Source organism: Streptomyces endocoffeicus (assembly GCF_016741935.1).
Taxonomy (GTDB): Bacteria; Actinomycetota; Actinomycetes; order Streptomycetales; family Streptomycetaceae; genus Streptomyces; species Streptomyces endocoffeicus.
In genome coordinates, this window is sequence record NZ_JAERRG010000012.1 from 152,849 (window position 1) to 166,545 (window position 13,697).

12 protein-coding genes and 2 pseudogenes are annotated in these 13,697 nt (G+C 70.5%); 12 read left to right on the forward strand and 2 right to left on the reverse strand.

What is annotated here, in order from left to right; all coding sequences use genetic code 11:
• Window positions 1-68 precede the first annotated feature (68 nt).
• Window positions 69-347 (forward strand): hypothetical protein, encoded by a 279-nt coding sequence (locus tag JK364_RS28005; RefSeq protein ID WP_230992601.1) that lies wholly within the window; start codon window positions 69-71, stop codon window positions 345-347.
• Between the two features lie 33 nt (window positions 348-380).
• Here JK364_RS28005 and JK364_RS28010 read toward each other — a convergent pair whose 3' ends face one another.
• Complete coding sequence (locus tag JK364_RS28010) at window positions 381-1,337, reverse strand: enolase C-terminal domain-like protein (protein ID WP_201854098.1); 957 nt, start codon at window positions 1,335-1,337, stop codon at window positions 381-383.
• A 350-nt stretch (window positions 1,338-1,687) separates the two neighbouring features.
• Between JK364_RS28010 and JK364_RS28015 the strand changes: the two genes are divergently transcribed.
• The 7 genes from JK364_RS28015 (at window position 1,688) to JK364_RS28045 (ending at window position 8,438) form a co-directional block, all read left to right on the forward strand.
• On the forward strand, window positions 1,688-3,160 hold the full coding sequence (locus tag JK364_RS28015) for an RraA family protein (RefSeq protein ID WP_201854099.1): 1,473 nt from the start codon (window positions 1,688-1,690) through the stop codon (window positions 3,158-3,160).
• A complete protein-coding gene (locus tag JK364_RS28020; protein WP_201854100.1) occupies window positions 3,157-4,494 on the forward strand; it encodes a TRAP transporter large permease subunit in 1,338 nt (445 codons plus the stop codon). The genes JK364_RS28015 and JK364_RS28020 overlap by 4 nt, the downstream gene beginning before the upstream one ends.
• A gap of 26 nt (window positions 4,495-4,520) precedes the next feature.
• Complete coding sequence (locus tag JK364_RS28025; RefSeq protein WP_201854101.1) at window positions 4,521-4,877, forward strand: hypothetical protein; 357 nt, start codon at window positions 4,521-4,523, stop codon at window positions 4,875-4,877.
• Window positions 4,878-4,985: 108 nt separating this feature from the next.
• Window positions 4,986-5,735 carry an IclR family transcriptional regulator gene (locus JK364_RS28030; RefSeq protein WP_201854102.1) on the forward strand — a complete coding sequence of 250 codons (750 nt, stop codon included), beginning with the start codon at window positions 4,986-4,988 and terminating at the stop codon, window positions 5,733-5,735.
• A gap of 67 nt (window positions 5,736-5,802) precedes the next feature.
• Window positions 5,803-6,774: a cyclase family protein gene (locus tag JK364_RS28035; protein ID WP_201854103.1), complete on the forward strand. Its 972-nt coding sequence runs from the start codon at window positions 5,803-5,805 to the stop codon at window positions 6,772-6,774.
• 175 nt (window positions 6,775-6,949) lie between these two features.
• On the forward strand, window positions 6,950-7,624 hold the full coding sequence (locus JK364_RS28040; protein ID WP_201854104.1) for a DUF4232 domain-containing protein: 675 nt from the start codon (window positions 6,950-6,952) through the stop codon (window positions 7,622-7,624).
• Between the two features lie 67 nt (window positions 7,625-7,691).
• A complete protein-coding gene (locus JK364_RS28045) occupies window positions 7,692-8,438 on the forward strand; it encodes an FG-GAP repeat domain-containing protein (protein WP_201854105.1) in 747 nt (248 codons plus the stop codon).
• A 55-nt stretch (window positions 8,439-8,493) separates the two neighbouring features.
• Here JK364_RS28045 and JK364_RS28050 read toward each other — a convergent pair.
• Window positions 8,494-9,132, reverse strand: a pseudogene (locus JK364_RS28050) (LysE family translocator); the annotation flags it as partial.
• On the opposite strand from JK364_RS28050, the pseudogene JK364_RS28055 reads away from it, so the two are divergent.
• From JK364_RS28055 to JK364_RS28070, 4 genes and pseudogenes are all read left to right on the forward strand, one after another.
• Window positions 9,129-9,500, forward strand: a pseudogene (locus JK364_RS28055) (Lrp/AsnC family transcriptional regulator); the annotation flags it as partial. The pseudogenes JK364_RS28050 and JK364_RS28055 sit on opposite strands and share 4 nt — an antisense overlap.
• 84 nt (window positions 9,501-9,584) lie before the next feature.
• On the forward strand, window positions 9,585-11,819 hold the full coding sequence (locus JK364_RS28060; protein WP_201854106.1) for an MMPL family transporter: 2,235 nt from the start codon (window positions 9,585-9,587) through the stop codon (window positions 11,817-11,819).
• A gap of 5 nt (window positions 11,820-11,824) precedes the next feature.
• A complete protein-coding gene (locus tag JK364_RS28065) occupies window positions 11,825-13,024 on the forward strand; it encodes a sensor histidine kinase (protein ID WP_201854107.1) in 1,200 nt (399 codons plus the stop codon).
• 32 nt (window positions 13,025-13,056) lie between these two features.
• Window positions 13,057-13,695 carry a response regulator gene (locus JK364_RS28070; protein ID WP_201854219.1) on the forward strand — a complete coding sequence of 213 codons (639 nt, stop codon included), beginning with the start codon at window positions 13,057-13,059 and terminating at the stop codon, window positions 13,693-13,695.
• Window positions 13,696-13,697: the final 2 nt, after the last annotated feature.

Genomic DNA, 13,697 nt, shown 5'->3' on the forward strand with positions numbered 1-13,697 from the left:
CGTTCACCCTGTCGTGCACTCGCTGCGATATGACGCCATCGACAGGCCCCATCAGGCATGCTGCAGCCTTGAGCAGGTGTGCAGCGGCGAAGCCGTACGTACTGCCGGAGTCGCTCGCCGAGTTGGGCGGGCCGACGGCCGGTGGCGTCACGCTGCCGGGCCACATCGACTGGGGACCGCACTACGTCTACGACCTGGCCGGCGAGGCGGACTTCCAGCTGATGTACGAGCGAGTCATTCGCGAGGCCCAGACGCGCGATGACCTCGACGCGTACCTGCACGCGACGTCTCTGTGGGGGTTGGGGGTGCGGGGTTGGGGGGACGCAGCACCTACCGCGTCTCCGTGAGTGACGTGTACGGCGTACGGCACCCGGTTCGGCTCAGCTGTGCAGGTCGCGAAGCACCTTGTAGAAGTCGGCCTTGCGCTCGAACCCGATGCCGGGAGTGTCAGTGAGCGCGACCCGGCTCTTCTCGACGACGGCGTCATCGGCGAAGCCGCCGGTGGGCTGGAACTCTCCCGGGTAGGACTCGTTGCCGCCGAGCTTGAGGGCGGCGGCGATGTGCAGGGAGAACTGGTGCCCGCCGTGCGGAACGCAGCGGCGGGAGGACCAGCCGTGCCGGCGCAGCATGTCCTGAATGCGCAGATACTCGACCAGGCCGTACGCGAGCGCGGGGTCGACCTGGATGATGTCGCGGTCGGGGCGCATGCCGCCGTAGCGGATCAGGTTGCGGGCGTCCGGCAGGGAGAACAGGTTCTCGCCGGTGGCGATCCGGCCGGAGTAGTTCTCGGCGACCACGGCGTTGAGCCGGTAGTCCAGGGGGTCGCCGATCTCCTCGTACCAGAACAGACCGTACGGCTCGATGGCCCGTCCGTACTCCAAGGCGGTGGGGAGATCGAAACGGCCGTTGACGTCGACGGCCAGCCGGGAGCCGTCCCCGTCCAGGACGTCGATGACGGCCTCGATGCGTCGCAGGTCCTCGGCCAGGTCGGCGCCACCGATCTTCATCTTGACGACGTCGTAGCCGAGGTCGAGGAAGCCGCGCATCTCGTCCTGGAGGTCGGTGAGGGTCTTGCCGGGGGCGTAGTAGCCGCCGGCGGCGTAGACGAATACGGAGTCGTCGGGGCGGCCGTCGCCGTAACGCTCCGACAGCCACCGGTACAGCGGCTTGCCCGCGATCTTGGACGCGAGGTCGAACAGCGCCATGTCGACCACGCCGACCGCCACCGAGCGCTCCCCATGCCCTCCGGGCTTCTCGTTGCGCATCATGATCTCCCACGCCCTGGCGGGGTCCAGCTCACCCTGTTCGTCCAGCAGGCTGCCGGGCTCGGCGTCCATCAGCCGCGGCAGTACGCGCCCGGTTTGCCGTCCGGGTCATCTCGGCCATGACCAGAGGCTGACTCCGCCGCTGGATTCGCGCTCCGGCTGAGCGGACAAACCGGCCCAGCCTGCGTCGACAACTCCGCGCTCGGCTGTGCCCGATGGGCCCCGGCTCACCACTTCAGCCCGCGAAAACAACCTCGTACCGCCGGTACTGGCGGCTCCGCCGGTTCCGCCGGCCCGTTGCCGATCGCCCGAAGTCCAAGTGGTTCGCACTCAGCTCTTGACTCGGGGTTCACACGTAGGCAACATCCTCCCACCCCTTCTATGAGAAAACTTATCACTCTATGAGAGATGCGAGGGTGTCGATGCGTGTAGGGATCCTTGGGCTGGGCGAGGCCGGGGCGTTGTACGCCGCGGGTTTCGCAGAAAACGGCTGGTCCGTAGCGGGGTATGACCCCGGCGACGTGCCGACGCCGACCGGCGTCCTGCGGGCGGGCAGTGTGGCGGACGCGGTTGGCGAGGCCGATCTTGTGCTGGGGCTGACGGGGGCCAAAGCGGCGGCGTCGGTGGCGGTGGAGGCGGCGCCGCATCTGCGGGACGATGCCGTCTTCGCGGACATGAACGCCGGAGCGCCCGACCTCAAGCGGAAGATCGAAGGCGTCGTCACCGAGGGTGGGCGGGCGATCTTCGCGGATGTGTCCGTGATCGGTTCGGTTCCCAAGTACCGCCACCGTACGGCTCTGGTGGCCAGCGGCCGCGGGGCCTCGGCAGTGGCGGAACACTTCCGGGCGTTGGGTGCGCCCGTGGAGGACCTGGGCGGGGAGCCGGGGGCGGCGTCGGCCCGCAAGCTGCTGCGCAGCCTCTTCATGAAGGGGCTGGGCGCCATCATCGTGCAGACGGTGGAGGCCGGCCGTGCCGCCGGCGACGAGCAGTGGGTGCGTCAGCAGATCACCCAGGAGCTCGCCGACGGTGAGGCCACATTGGAACGCCTGTATGCAGGAACGTTCAAGCATGGGCTGCGGCGGGCCCGCGAAGTGGCCGCCGCAGCCGACCTGATGGCGGACCTCGGCCTGGACCCGGCCTTGGCCCATGACATCAGCAGGCTGCATACCCTTGCCGCCCGCCAGGACGGACTGCGCGCCACACCGCTGGTGACCGAGGCATTGCTGGCGGCTTTTGAGGGGTTGCCGACCGCCAACATCGGCGATGCGCGCGACCGGCTGGGTCTGGTCGACTCCGGTATCAGTCCGCTGTGGGCCGGGGCCCGCGCGGTGGGCCGCGCGCTGACGGTAATGACGCGGGCCGGGGACAACCGGGCCATCCACGAAGCGCTGCGGATCGCCGGGCCCGGTGACCTGATCGTGGTCGACGGTCAGGGTGACACTTCCCGTGCCCTGATCGGCGAGCTGATCGCCGAGCGCGCCAAGGCTCGCGGGGTGGTCGGTATGGTGCTCGACGGCGCCGCCCGCGACGTGGAGGTCCTTGAAGAGATCGGCTTCCCGGTCTGGGCGCGGGCGGTCACCCCCGCCGGCCCCTACAAGGACGGCCCCGGCAGGGTGAACGTCGCCGTCGCCGTGGGAGGCGCGGTGTGCGGGCCGGGTGACCTGGTCGTCGCGGACGGCGACGGGGTCGCCGTCCTTCCCGCCGAGGAGGCGGAGGCGACACTGGTCGCGGCACGTGAGATCGAGGCCGACGAGGCGCGCCGCCGCAGCGGCATCCGGGCCGGGCAGGGCACACAGGCCGGACAGGCCGGACAAGGCGCGCAGGGCGCACAGGGCGCACAGGCCGGACGGACCGCGGGCGGACCGGCCGGAGAACCAGCAGGAGAAGCAGCATGATCGCGATATGGGCCCTGGTCTCCTACATGACGGCCATCATCGTCTGGAACGCCGTACTGAAGAGGAACATCGGCGAAGCCCTGCTCGTCGGGTTCGTCGTGACCGGCCTGTTCGCGGGCGGCGACATCGCTCACGTCATGTGGGACGGGTTCGCCGAAGCGATGCAGGAGGAGGTCACCTTCGCCGCCCTGGCTTTCGTGTTCATGAGCTACCTGCTGAGCCGTACGCCGGTCCTGGATCAGTTGCTGAACATCCTCAACTCCCTGCTCGGGCGGCTGCGGGGCGGACCGGTGTACACCTCGACCGTCGCCGCGGGCGTCTTCGGCGCCATCGCCCACGTCGGAGCGGCCGTCACCGCCGCCGTCGGCTCGGTGACCATCCCGTGGATGAAGCGCTCCAAGGTCAGCGGTGAACTCGCCGCCACCGTCGCCGCCGGTGGCGCGGGCATGGGTGTCACCTTTCCGTTCAGCTCCACCATGTTCATCCTGATGGGCTCGGCCGGGGTGGCGGCGCTGGTCTCCAAGGACGACATCGTGCTGCCGCTGTTCCTGGGTGGGCTGTGGTGTCTGGGCTACCGCCTGCTGGCGGCGTTCTGGATGGTCCGCCGCCACAAGATCCAGCCCATGGACCGCGCCGATCTCTTGCCGCTCCGGGCCAGCCTGGGCGCGGGGTGGACCAGCCTGTTCCTGTTCGCCGGGATGATCGTTCCCTTGTTGCTGACCCGCGGACCGACCGGCGGCGAGCTGGGCCGTTACGTCGGTGCCACGATGTCGGACGCGATCAGTCTGATCACCTGGATACCGGTCCTGCTCATCGCGATCGTGCTGTTCCTGGGCCGCCGCCGGCTGCCTCGCGCCGGCCGCGGGTGGTGGCAACTGCTGGAGGGGGCGGCGCCGCAGTTCGGTGTCATCGGCGTCACGATCGTGGCCGCCTTCTCCGCCTCGAACGTCCTCGGCGACCTGGGCCTGCCGCAACAGCTGACCGATGTGCTGACGCAGATGCACGCGCCGAAGTGGGCCATGACCCTGATCGTGGGGGTGATCGTCGTCGCCGTCGCCATCCCGCTCACCGCCAGCGCCACCATGGCCGCCATCGGCCCGGTCGCCGTCTCGTCCCTGGTCGAGGCCGGAGTGCCGGCCGCCACCGCCTGCGTCGCCGTGCTGATCTTCGCCTCCACCGAGGGCGCCTCGCCGCCGTCCGGAGCCCCGATCTACGTGGCCAGCGGCATCGCCGGGGTCAACCCGGCCCGCACCTTCGCTCCCCTCGTCGGCTACTACTGCCTGCCGATCCTCCTGATCGGCGCCGCGGTGGCCACCGGCGTGCTGCCCGTCTGATCCGCCCTTCCACACGAGGTCGTGCCATGCCCACCCACCTGATCAAAATCCTCTTCCGCCTCGGCGTCCTCGGCTTCCTGCTCGGCGGCCTCTGCATCGTCGCGGGCCAGGCGCTGGGGCTGGCTCTCGGCGACGCCGCCTGGGTCAACGGGGTCGCAACCACCGCCGGGCCCCCGACCTTCATCACCGCCGGCATCACCGGCCTGCTCGCCTACGTCCTGTCGTACGCCCACGCCCACGCCGACGCCCCGGAACCGGCCACGACTACGGCCACGACCGCGGCCACGACCGCGACCACGGCCACGACCACCGCCACGACTACGGCCACCGCCACCGCCACACCCGAGCCTCAGCCCGCCGAAACCGCACCGCAGCCGGAATAGGACGTCGTACCGCTCCGGGTGGATCTTGTGCGACCCACGCCGCTGCTCGCATGCTGATAACGCTTATCAGGAATTTCCGCAGCCGAGCAGACCACCCAGGAGCCGACCATGGCCACCCCCGCCTCTCCGATGCGCTCGGTCGACCGAGCCTTCGACGTTCTGTCCGTGCTGGAGGACGCCCGCCGCCCGCTGCGTCTGAGCGAGATCGCGCGCCGCTCCGAGCTCCACGTGGCCACCGCTCAGCGCATTCTGAACGTCCTCATCGACCGCGGCTACGCCGTCAAGGAAGAGCCCGGCTATGTCGCGGGACCGGCGTCCGTGGCCACCGCCCACGCCTTCCTGGTCAACAACCGGCTCAGCCAGGTCGCCCTGCCCGTACTGCAGGAACTGGCCGCGACCACCGGCATGACGTCCACCCTGTACGTACGCGTCGGCCTCTCCCGGGTGCTGATCGCCCGCGTCGAGGGCCTCAATCCGCTCCGTTACCAACTGCCCATCGGCGAAAAGCTCCCCCTGCACCTGGGCGCCGGGAAATCCCTGGCCGCCTGGCTGCCCGAGGAGGAGCTCGACGCCTACGTCGACAGTGTCACCCCCTTCACCCGGATCTCCGGCGAACGCGTCAGCGCCGAGGACCTGCGCGGCGAGCTCCAGCGCACCAAGGACAACGGCCATGCCGTCTCCCTCAGCGAACGTGTCCTGGACGTCACCGCCATCAGCGCCGCCATCCGCCGCGACGAACAGGTCCTCGGCGCGCTCAGCGTCGCCGGCCCCAGCGGCGATCTGCCCACCGCCGACCACCCGCGCGTCAGCACCGAAGTACGCCGGGCGGCCGACGCCATCGCCGCCCGCTGTCCCTGAACAGAAAGCGCCTCTCCCCTTGTCTCTCCGCTTGTCTCTCCCCTTGTCCCACCCCATGCCTCACCCCTTGCCTCACCTCACCTACGACGAGCTGCTGCGGCGCACCGATGCCCCGCCCGGCTCCAGCTGGTACCTCTTCGCGGACCAGCCCGAACGCGGCATGGCCAACTTCGCGGGCCCCGAACAGATCCGGCGGGCGGCACAAGAGGTCCAAGACGGCCGTGCCGTCAACCTCGACTACGCCCTCGACGCCTTCGACCCGCCCATGTCCCGGGCCCGCGGCATCCCCCACCACCGCATCACCGCCAAACACAAGCAGGCCCGCGACGACGTCCTGGAGGGCTTCTTCCTCCAGGCCAGCAGCCAGCTCGACGGCCTGCGCCACCGCCGCGCCTCCGGGCACGGCTTCTACAACGCCGTGCCGGACGATGAGATCGCGCCGCGAAGCCCACGCCTGGGCGTGCAGTTGTGGGCCGAGACCCCGCTGGCCGGGCGCGCGCTCCTCATCGACATCGACGGCCTCCTCCGGAGCCGCGGCACGCCGCTCGACCATGCGGCGGGCCCCGCCCTCGGCCCCGACCTGCTCGACGCGGCGCTCGAGGCACAGCACTGCCGTGTCGAACCCGGCGATCTGATTCTCGTCCACACCGGCTGGGCCCACTGGTACCTCACCGCCGAACCCGGCGCACGAGCCGCGGTCCGCGCCGAGCGGCGCGCCACCGGGTTCGTACAGTCCCGGGACTTCGCCGCCTGGTGCTGGGATCACCGCATCGCCCTGCTGGCCACGGACACCTTCGCCGTCGAAGTCCTCCCCGTGGTGCCCGAGAGCGACTTCCACGCCAGCGCACCCGAGGACGGCGGCATGATGCACCAGGAACTGATCGCCAAGCTCGGCCTGCCGTTGGGTGAGCTGTGGAACCTGACCGCTCTGGCCGCCGACTGCCGGGCCACCGGCCGCTGGACCGGCCTGCTGACCGTCAAGCCCCTCAACCTCACCGGTGGCGTCGGCTCTCCCACCAACGCCACCGCGCTGCGCTGACGAACACGACGCCGCCCACCACAACGACCCGTGCGAGCGCGGTCGGCTGATGGCGCGTCAGCGGTTCGTTAGCGGGGCGCTAATGGAACGGTAGCGGTCACCGGAAGAGTGGGTGGCACACCGAGCGAAACGTCGCCGGGCGCAGTACTCCGCTGATGACGAAGAGGGTCATTCCATGCTTATCAACCGCTCCCGGATCCGTACGTTCGCCGGTGCGAGCCTGCTGGTGACGGCCGCGATGTTCGCCACCGCCTGCCAGTCCGACGAGGACACGAGCAGTGGGTCCAGTGACTCGTCCGCCTCCGCCGAGGCCACGACCGGGGCGGATACCGGCAAGGACAACGCCTCCGGCTCAGAGGCCGGGTCCTCCGACGGGAAGGACAAGGGGTCCCAGGACGGCTCCGGCGCCGACACCGGGAACGGTGAGCGGGGCAAGGTCGGGCAGGCGTGCGGGGCCAACGACATTTCCTGGAGCACCAGGTCCGAGACGCAGGCCGGGGGCTACATCCTGGTCATCGCGAAGGCCAAGCCGGGGATCACCTGCACTCTGCCCGCCGCGCTTCCCACGGTGGCCTTCGGGTCTGACGGCACCGAGGCGGGGCCCGCGGAGCAGGCCGTCGGACCGGCGATCACGCTGGGCAAGGGAACGACCGCCTACGCCGGCGTGAACCCGAAGACCACCAAGGAAAACGGTGGCAAGGAGCTGGACAGCATCATCGTCGGGATCGGTGCCAAGGACCCCAACCCGGTCTCCCTGCCGGTCGGCACCATCACCGTCGACGAGCCCATCGTCACCAACTGGCACACCTCCGCGGCGGATGCCGTCCCCTTCGGTGGAACGGACCAGTAGCCCGTAAGACCCGTAAGGGGGCCCTGCGCCGCGGTTCTCTCGCAGCAACGACATGAGGAGTTCGTAGATGCTTCGCAAACGGTCACGTCTGATCGCCGCGCCGATCGCGGCTGTCGCCCTGACCCTGACTGTCGCCGGTTACCACGCCAGTGCGGCCGGGTCGTCGCCCTCGGGCGGTGCGGGACAGTCGGGGAAGGTCACCAAGGCGGCGGGTCCGTGTCTGGCCGATGCCACGACGCTGATCGGTGATCTCGACGGCGACGGCCACCCGGACAAGATCTCGAATCCTGGGCACACCGGCACCAAGATGACGATCCAGTGGGGGACGGCGGACGGCTCGTTCGGCGCGAAGAAGTCCGTCAGCGCACTTCTCGGCGCGAAGAAGGGGGAGGTCGCGACCGCCGCGGTCGCCGACTTCCAGAACGACGGCACCCTGGACATGGTCGTCAACATCGTCGAGCCGGCCGACGGGGACGACCCCTCGACCGCGCGCGTCGCGGAGTACCGCCCCGGCCCGCTCAAGCGGTCGAACCTGGGCTCCGCCGAGTCCCGGCACTCCGACATCGGCGACCACGGCGAGGTCCAGCAGCTCCGGATCGCCAACTACGGCGACGACCCGTACCCGGACCTCGCGATCCTCAACAACTCCGGTGACGGGCAGCTGGACCGGGACGTGCGTCTGTCGTACGCGGGCAGCGGCCTGGGGGACTTCGACTACGCGCTGAAGCAGAAGTACGGCGAGTTCGGGTCCACGGGCGAGCCGCCGGCCATGCCCAGCGACGGCTGGAAGCAGTTCTTCGAGTCCTGCTCCTGATCCTGACCGCGGCCGGACGCCGCCGGGCCCTATGGGGCACCGGCGGCGTCCGGCTTCAGGTGTTCGCCAGGCGTTCCACCAGCAGTAGACCGCCGATGCCGAGCATCATGGCACCGGAAACCCGGGTCACCACCCGGGCCGCCGAGGGCCGCGTCGTCAGTACGGTGCGGGCCAGAACGCCGACACCGAGGTAGACGACGGCGCACGCCGCCATGTGGAGCGTGCCGAGCAGTCCGGTCTGCGCGGCGACCGGCCAGCCGTCCGAGGGGCGGATGAACTGCGGGAACAGCGAGAAGTACAGCAGCAGCGCCTTCGGGTTCAGCCCGCTGATGCCCGCCCCCTTGAGCGCGATCCGCCACCGTGAGGAGGCCATGGCCTCCGTCGACCGGCCTGACGCATCCGACGCGCCCGACCCGCTCAGCGCGCCTGACGCGTCCGTCCCACCCGGCACGCCCGACGCACCCGACGCGCTCAGGACCGCCGGTCGCGACAGCACTCCCCAGCCGAGCCACATCAGATAAGCGGCCCCCGCGACGGTCAGCGCGGTGAGGGTGGTGGGCGAGCTCGCCACGATGACCACCAGGCCGGCGACGGCGAGCAGCGTGTACCCGACGTATCCGGCTATCAGCCCGGCGACCGCGGGCACGACCGAGCGGTCCCGCAGCCCGGCCGCGATCGCATAGGCCCAGTCGGCTGAGTGTCTCGCCCTGCCACCGCCGGCTGCGGGACCTCGAACGCGAGGGCGCCATCCGCGGCTACCGCGCCATCGTCGACCCGGCCGCCGTCGGCCTGAACTTCGAGGCCCTGGTCTTCGCCACCCTGGGCTGGGAGGACGCCGACACCGTCACCGACTTCGAAGCGGCCGTGTCCGCCATCCCGCACGTCATCCAGGCGCAGCGGCTCTTCGGCGAACCGGATTACCTGCTGCGCGTCGCCACCACCGACCTGGCCGCCTACCAGCGGCTCTACGACGAGCGGCTGGCCAGGCTCCCGGGCGTCCAGCGGCTGAACTCCACCCTCGTCATGAAGCACGTCGTCCACGACCGGCCGCTGCCCGAGTAGCCGTGCCGTCCACCGATCGGTGGACGGGAAGTTCAACCGGGTACCTCTGTCGGCCAACCGCGCCCGCCAGCAAGGCTTTCTGGCATGAAATCACTCACTGTGCGCATGGCGCGCTGGAGCGCCCGGCACCCCTGGCGGGCCATCGTCGGCTGGCTGGTGTTCGTGGCGCTGTGCCTGGGGGCCGGCAGTGCCGTCGGGACACACAGCGCGACGACGGCCGACTACCGGGTCGGCGAGGCCGGGCGGGCGGAGGCGATGGCCGCCGAGGGGGGTCTGGAGCGCCGGGCCACCGAGCAGGTGCTGATCTCCGCCCGGTCGGGCCCCCTCGACCGGGACGCGGCCGAAGCCGCCGCCGGGGACCTGACCGCCCGGATGGAGCGGCTGCCCGAGGTCGCGGGCGTCGCCGACCCGCTGCCGTCCGGGGATCGCCGGATCCTCATGGTCGAGGTGGCGCTGAAGGGCGAGGAGCGGGACGCGAAGGACAAGGTCGACGCGGTGACCCGACAGACGGACGCCGTGGCGAAGGCGTATCCGGGGCTGCGGCTGGAGGAGACCGGGAGCCCCTCCATCAGCAAGGGAGTCGACGAGCAGCGCGGCGACGACCTGGCGCTCTCCGAGAAGATCACGCTCCCCATCACCCTGATCACCCTGTTGGTCGTCTTCGGATCCGTGACCATGGCGGGGGTGCCGCTGCTGCTCGCGCTGTCGTCCATCGCCGCGGCCATCGGGCTTTCGATGGTGGCCTCACATGTGTCCCCCGACGCCGGGGTCGGCACGAACGTCATCTTGATGATCGGTCTCGCGGTCGGCGTCGACTACACGCTCTTCTACCTCAAACGGGAGCGCGAGGAGCGCGCCCGCTCGGGCGGCCGGCTGAGCTCCGAGGCGCTGGTGGACCTGGCCGCGGCCACCTCGGGCCGGGCCGTCGTGATCTCCGGGCTCGCGGTCGTGGCCTCCACCGCGACGCTGTATCTCGCCTCCGACGTCATCTTCTCCTCGCTGGCCACCGGCACGATCGTGGTCGTCCTGGTCGCGGTGGCCAGCTCCCTGACGGCGCTGCCCGCGATGCTCGTCAAGCTCGGCGAGCGGGAGGAGCGCAGGGCTCGGCGCCGCGCGGAGCGGGGAAAGCCCGCGCGCCGGACCCGGAGCGACGGCGGTGGCCGCGTATGGGCCGCCCTGCTGCGCCCCGCGAGCCGGCACCCCTTGGCGACCCTGTGCGTGTCCGTACTCGCCCTGCTCGCGCTCGTCATCCCGTTGGCCGGGTTGAAGATCACGGAGATGAGCCGGGACACCCACTCCCGCGACATCGCCGCCATGCGGGTGTACGACCGGCTCAACGCGGCGTTCCCGGACCAGCGGGTCACCCACCAGGTCGTCGTGCGTGCCGACGCCGCGCGATCCGGCGAGGTCGGCGGGGCTCTGCGGGAGCTGGCCCGACGCGCCGACGCCGACCCGCTGTTCAGCGGCGCCTCGCGGGTGCGGACCTCCGCCGACCACCGGATCAGTACGCTCGAGCTGAAGGTGCCGCACCTGGGCAACTCCGACCAGGCGTACGACTCCCTCGACCACCTGCGCGAGGACTACCTCCCCGCGACCGTCGGCCGGATCGACGGGGCGGAGTTCGGAGTGAGTGGCGACGTCGCCCGGTACGCCGACTATCCCGCGCACCAGAACGGCAAACTCCCGCTGGTCCTCGGCGCGTTGCTGCTGGTGACCTTCGCGATGACCGCGTACGCGTTCCGCTCGCTGGTGCTGGCCCTGATCGGGGTCCTGCTGAACGTGCTGTCCGCGGCGGCCGCGCTCGGTCTGCTCGTCCTGGTCTTCCAGGGGACCTGGGCCGAGGGGCTGCTGGACTTCCACTCCACCGGTTCGATCGGATCGCGCGTACCGCTGTTCCTCTTCGTGATCCTCTTCGGACTCTCGATGGACTACCAGGTGTTCGTGGTGAGCCGGATCAGGGAGGCCGTACTCGCGGGCGCGGCCACGAGGCAGGCCGTGCTGGACGGCATCCGGAAGTCGGCCAGTGTGGTGACGAGTGCGGCGGTGGTGATGACGACCGTCTTCGTGAGCTTCGTCTTCCTCCACATCATCGAGATGAAGCAGATCGGCTTCGTCCTCGCGGCGGCCGTGCTGCTCGACGCCTTCATCGTCCGGATCATGGTCCTCCCATCGGCGATGCTGCTGCTCGGTGAGGCGAGCTGGTGGCCGTCACGGGCGGCGGGTCGGACGGCGGGACGGACGGCGGGTCGGGCGGCTGGGCGCATGGCGGCGGCTTCGGCCGACACGGCCGACGGACGACCGGCGGTCGACGTACGTTGATCGGTATGACCGCTCTCGCCACCCCCTTGGCCGACGCCTTCTGGGCCACGTCGCTGCGCCGGTGGAACGCCGTGTGCTGGGTGCTGTTCGGTGCGATGGCCGTCGGCCTGGTGACGACGGTCCCGGCCAGCGGGAGCAAGTACGAGGCGCTCGCGCTGCTCAGCTGCGTGGTGCTGTGCTACGCGGTGCTCGACCGCTTCCCGGGGAACCGTGTCATACGGCCGCGGGTCTATCTCTCGGCGCTCGTGCTCGCGCTCGGCGGGCTGGCCTATCTGGGCAGCAGCTACGCGGCGCTGTTCATGGTGACGCTGCCGCACTACTGGATGTTCGGGCGCACACCGCGGGTCTCGATGGGGTTCCTCGGGCTGGCCACCGGTGCCACGCTGGCCGGGAGTCTGATCCGGCAGGGCTGGACCGCGGAATTCTTCGGCGAGACGATGGTGTCCACCCTGGTCGTGGTCGCGGTGGGCGTACTGATCGGCCTGTGGGCGCACTCGGTCGTCGCGCAGAGCAGTGAACGGGCGCGGCTGATCGAGGAGTTGGAGCGTACGCAGGCGCAGCTGTCCGAGGCCCACCAGCGGCAGGGCGCGGCCGACGAACGGGAACGCATCGCACGGGACATCCACGACACGCTCGCGCAGGGCTTCGCGTCGATCATCGTGCTCGCGGAGGCGGCCCAGGCGGGCATTCACCACGATCCGGCGACCAGCGCCCAGCAACTGCGGTCGATCGAGTCCACCGCCCGGGAAAACCTCACCGAGGCCCGGGAGTTGGTCGGCTCGGCGCGGCAGCCGGGCCCCGGCCAGGTGGCGGGCGGCTCGGTGGCGCGGACCCTGCGCCGTACGCTGGACCGCTTCGCGGAGGACACCGGACTGGCGGTGGACGCCGACCTGGCGGACCTCGAGTGCGACCAGCAGACCCGTATCGCGCTGCTGCGCTGCACCCAGGAGTCCCTGGCCAACGTGCGCAAACACGCGCGCGCGTCCATGGTCGGCGTGGTGCTGGCGCGGCGTCCGCACGGCGTGGAGCTGGAGATCACCGACGACGGAACCGGGTTCCTGGTCGGGGAGTCGACGGGCTTCGGACTCGACGGCATGCGCAAGCGACTGGCGGAGCTGGGCGGGAGGCTCACGGTGACGAGTTCGGTGGGCGACGGGACGCGGATCCTGGCGATGATCCCCATGGCGGGCGAGGTGGAGGCATGAGAGGCATGGGGGACATAGGAGGCATAGGGGGCATGAGCGAGGGCGGTCTGCGGATCGTCGTGGTGGACGATCACACCGTGATGCGGGCCGGGGTGATCGCCCTGCTCGCCGCCGAGGACAGCATCGAGATCGTCGGCGAGGCGGGTGACGGACGCGCGGCGCTCGAACTCGTCGAGCGGTACGACCCCGACGTGGCCCTGGTCGATCTGCGGATGCCCGTGCTGGACGGGGTGGCGACGACGACCGAGATCGTCGCCCGGTATCCGCGTACCCGGGTGCTGATCCTGACCACGTACGACACCGACACGGAGATCGAGCGCGGGGTGGAGGCCGGTGCCATCGGCTATCTGCTCAAGGACACCACCCGCGATCAGCTCGTCGACGCCATCCACGCGGCGGCGCGAGGCGAGACGGTGCTCGCTCCCCGGGTCGCGGAGAAGCTGGTCGCGCGGATGCGGCGGCCCGTTCAGGACCCGCTGACCGAGCGCGAGACCGATGTCCTCAACGCCGTGGCGGACGGTCTCACCAACGCCGAGATCGGACGCCGCCTCGTGATCGCCGAGGCCACGGTGAAGACGCATCTGCTCCGGCTGTTCGCCAAGCTCGATGTGAACGACCGGACGAGGGCGGTGGTGGTGGCCATGGAGCGGGGGATCCTGGAGCGGCCTTAGCG

Excerpts from the sequence above, each read along its gene's own strand:
- JK364_RS28070 (WP_201854219.1), top strand. The coding sequence starts at position 13,057 with ATGAGCGAGGGCGGTCTGCGGATCGTCGTGGTGGACGATCACACCGTG.
- JK364_RS28030 (WP_201854102.1), top strand. The coding sequence starts at position 4,986 with ATGGCCACCCCCGCCTCTCCGATGCGCTCGGTCGACCGAGCCTTCGAC.
- JK364_RS28060 (WP_201854106.1), top strand. The coding sequence starts at position 9,585 with ATGAAATCACTCACTGTGCGCATGGCGCGCTGGAGCGCCCGGCACCCC.
- JK364_RS28045 (WP_201854105.1), top strand. The coding sequence starts at position 7,692 with ATGCTTCGCAAACGGTCACGTCTGATCGCCGCGCCGATCGCGGCTGTC.
- JK364_RS28025 (WP_201854101.1), top strand. The coding sequence starts at position 4,521 with ATGCCCACCCACCTGATCAAAATCCTCTTCCGCCTCGGCGTCCTCGGC.
- JK364_RS28015 (WP_201854099.1), top strand. The coding sequence starts at position 1,688 with ATGCGTGTAGGGATCCTTGGGCTGGGCGAGGCCGGGGCGTTGTACGCC.
- JK364_RS28010 (WP_201854098.1), bottom strand. The coding sequence starts at position 1,337 with ATGGACGCCGAGCCCGGCAGCCTGCTGGACGAACAGGGTGAGCTGGAC.
- JK364_RS28040 (WP_201854104.1), top strand. The coding sequence starts at position 6,950 with ATGCTTATCAACCGCTCCCGGATCCGTACGTTCGCCGGTGCGAGCCTG.
- JK364_RS28020 (WP_201854100.1), top strand. The coding sequence starts at position 3,157 with ATGATCGCGATATGGGCCCTGGTCTCCTACATGACGGCCATCATCGTC.
- JK364_RS28065 (WP_201854107.1), top strand. The coding sequence starts at position 11,825 with ATGACCGCTCTCGCCACCCCCTTGGCCGACGCCTTCTGGGCCACGTCG.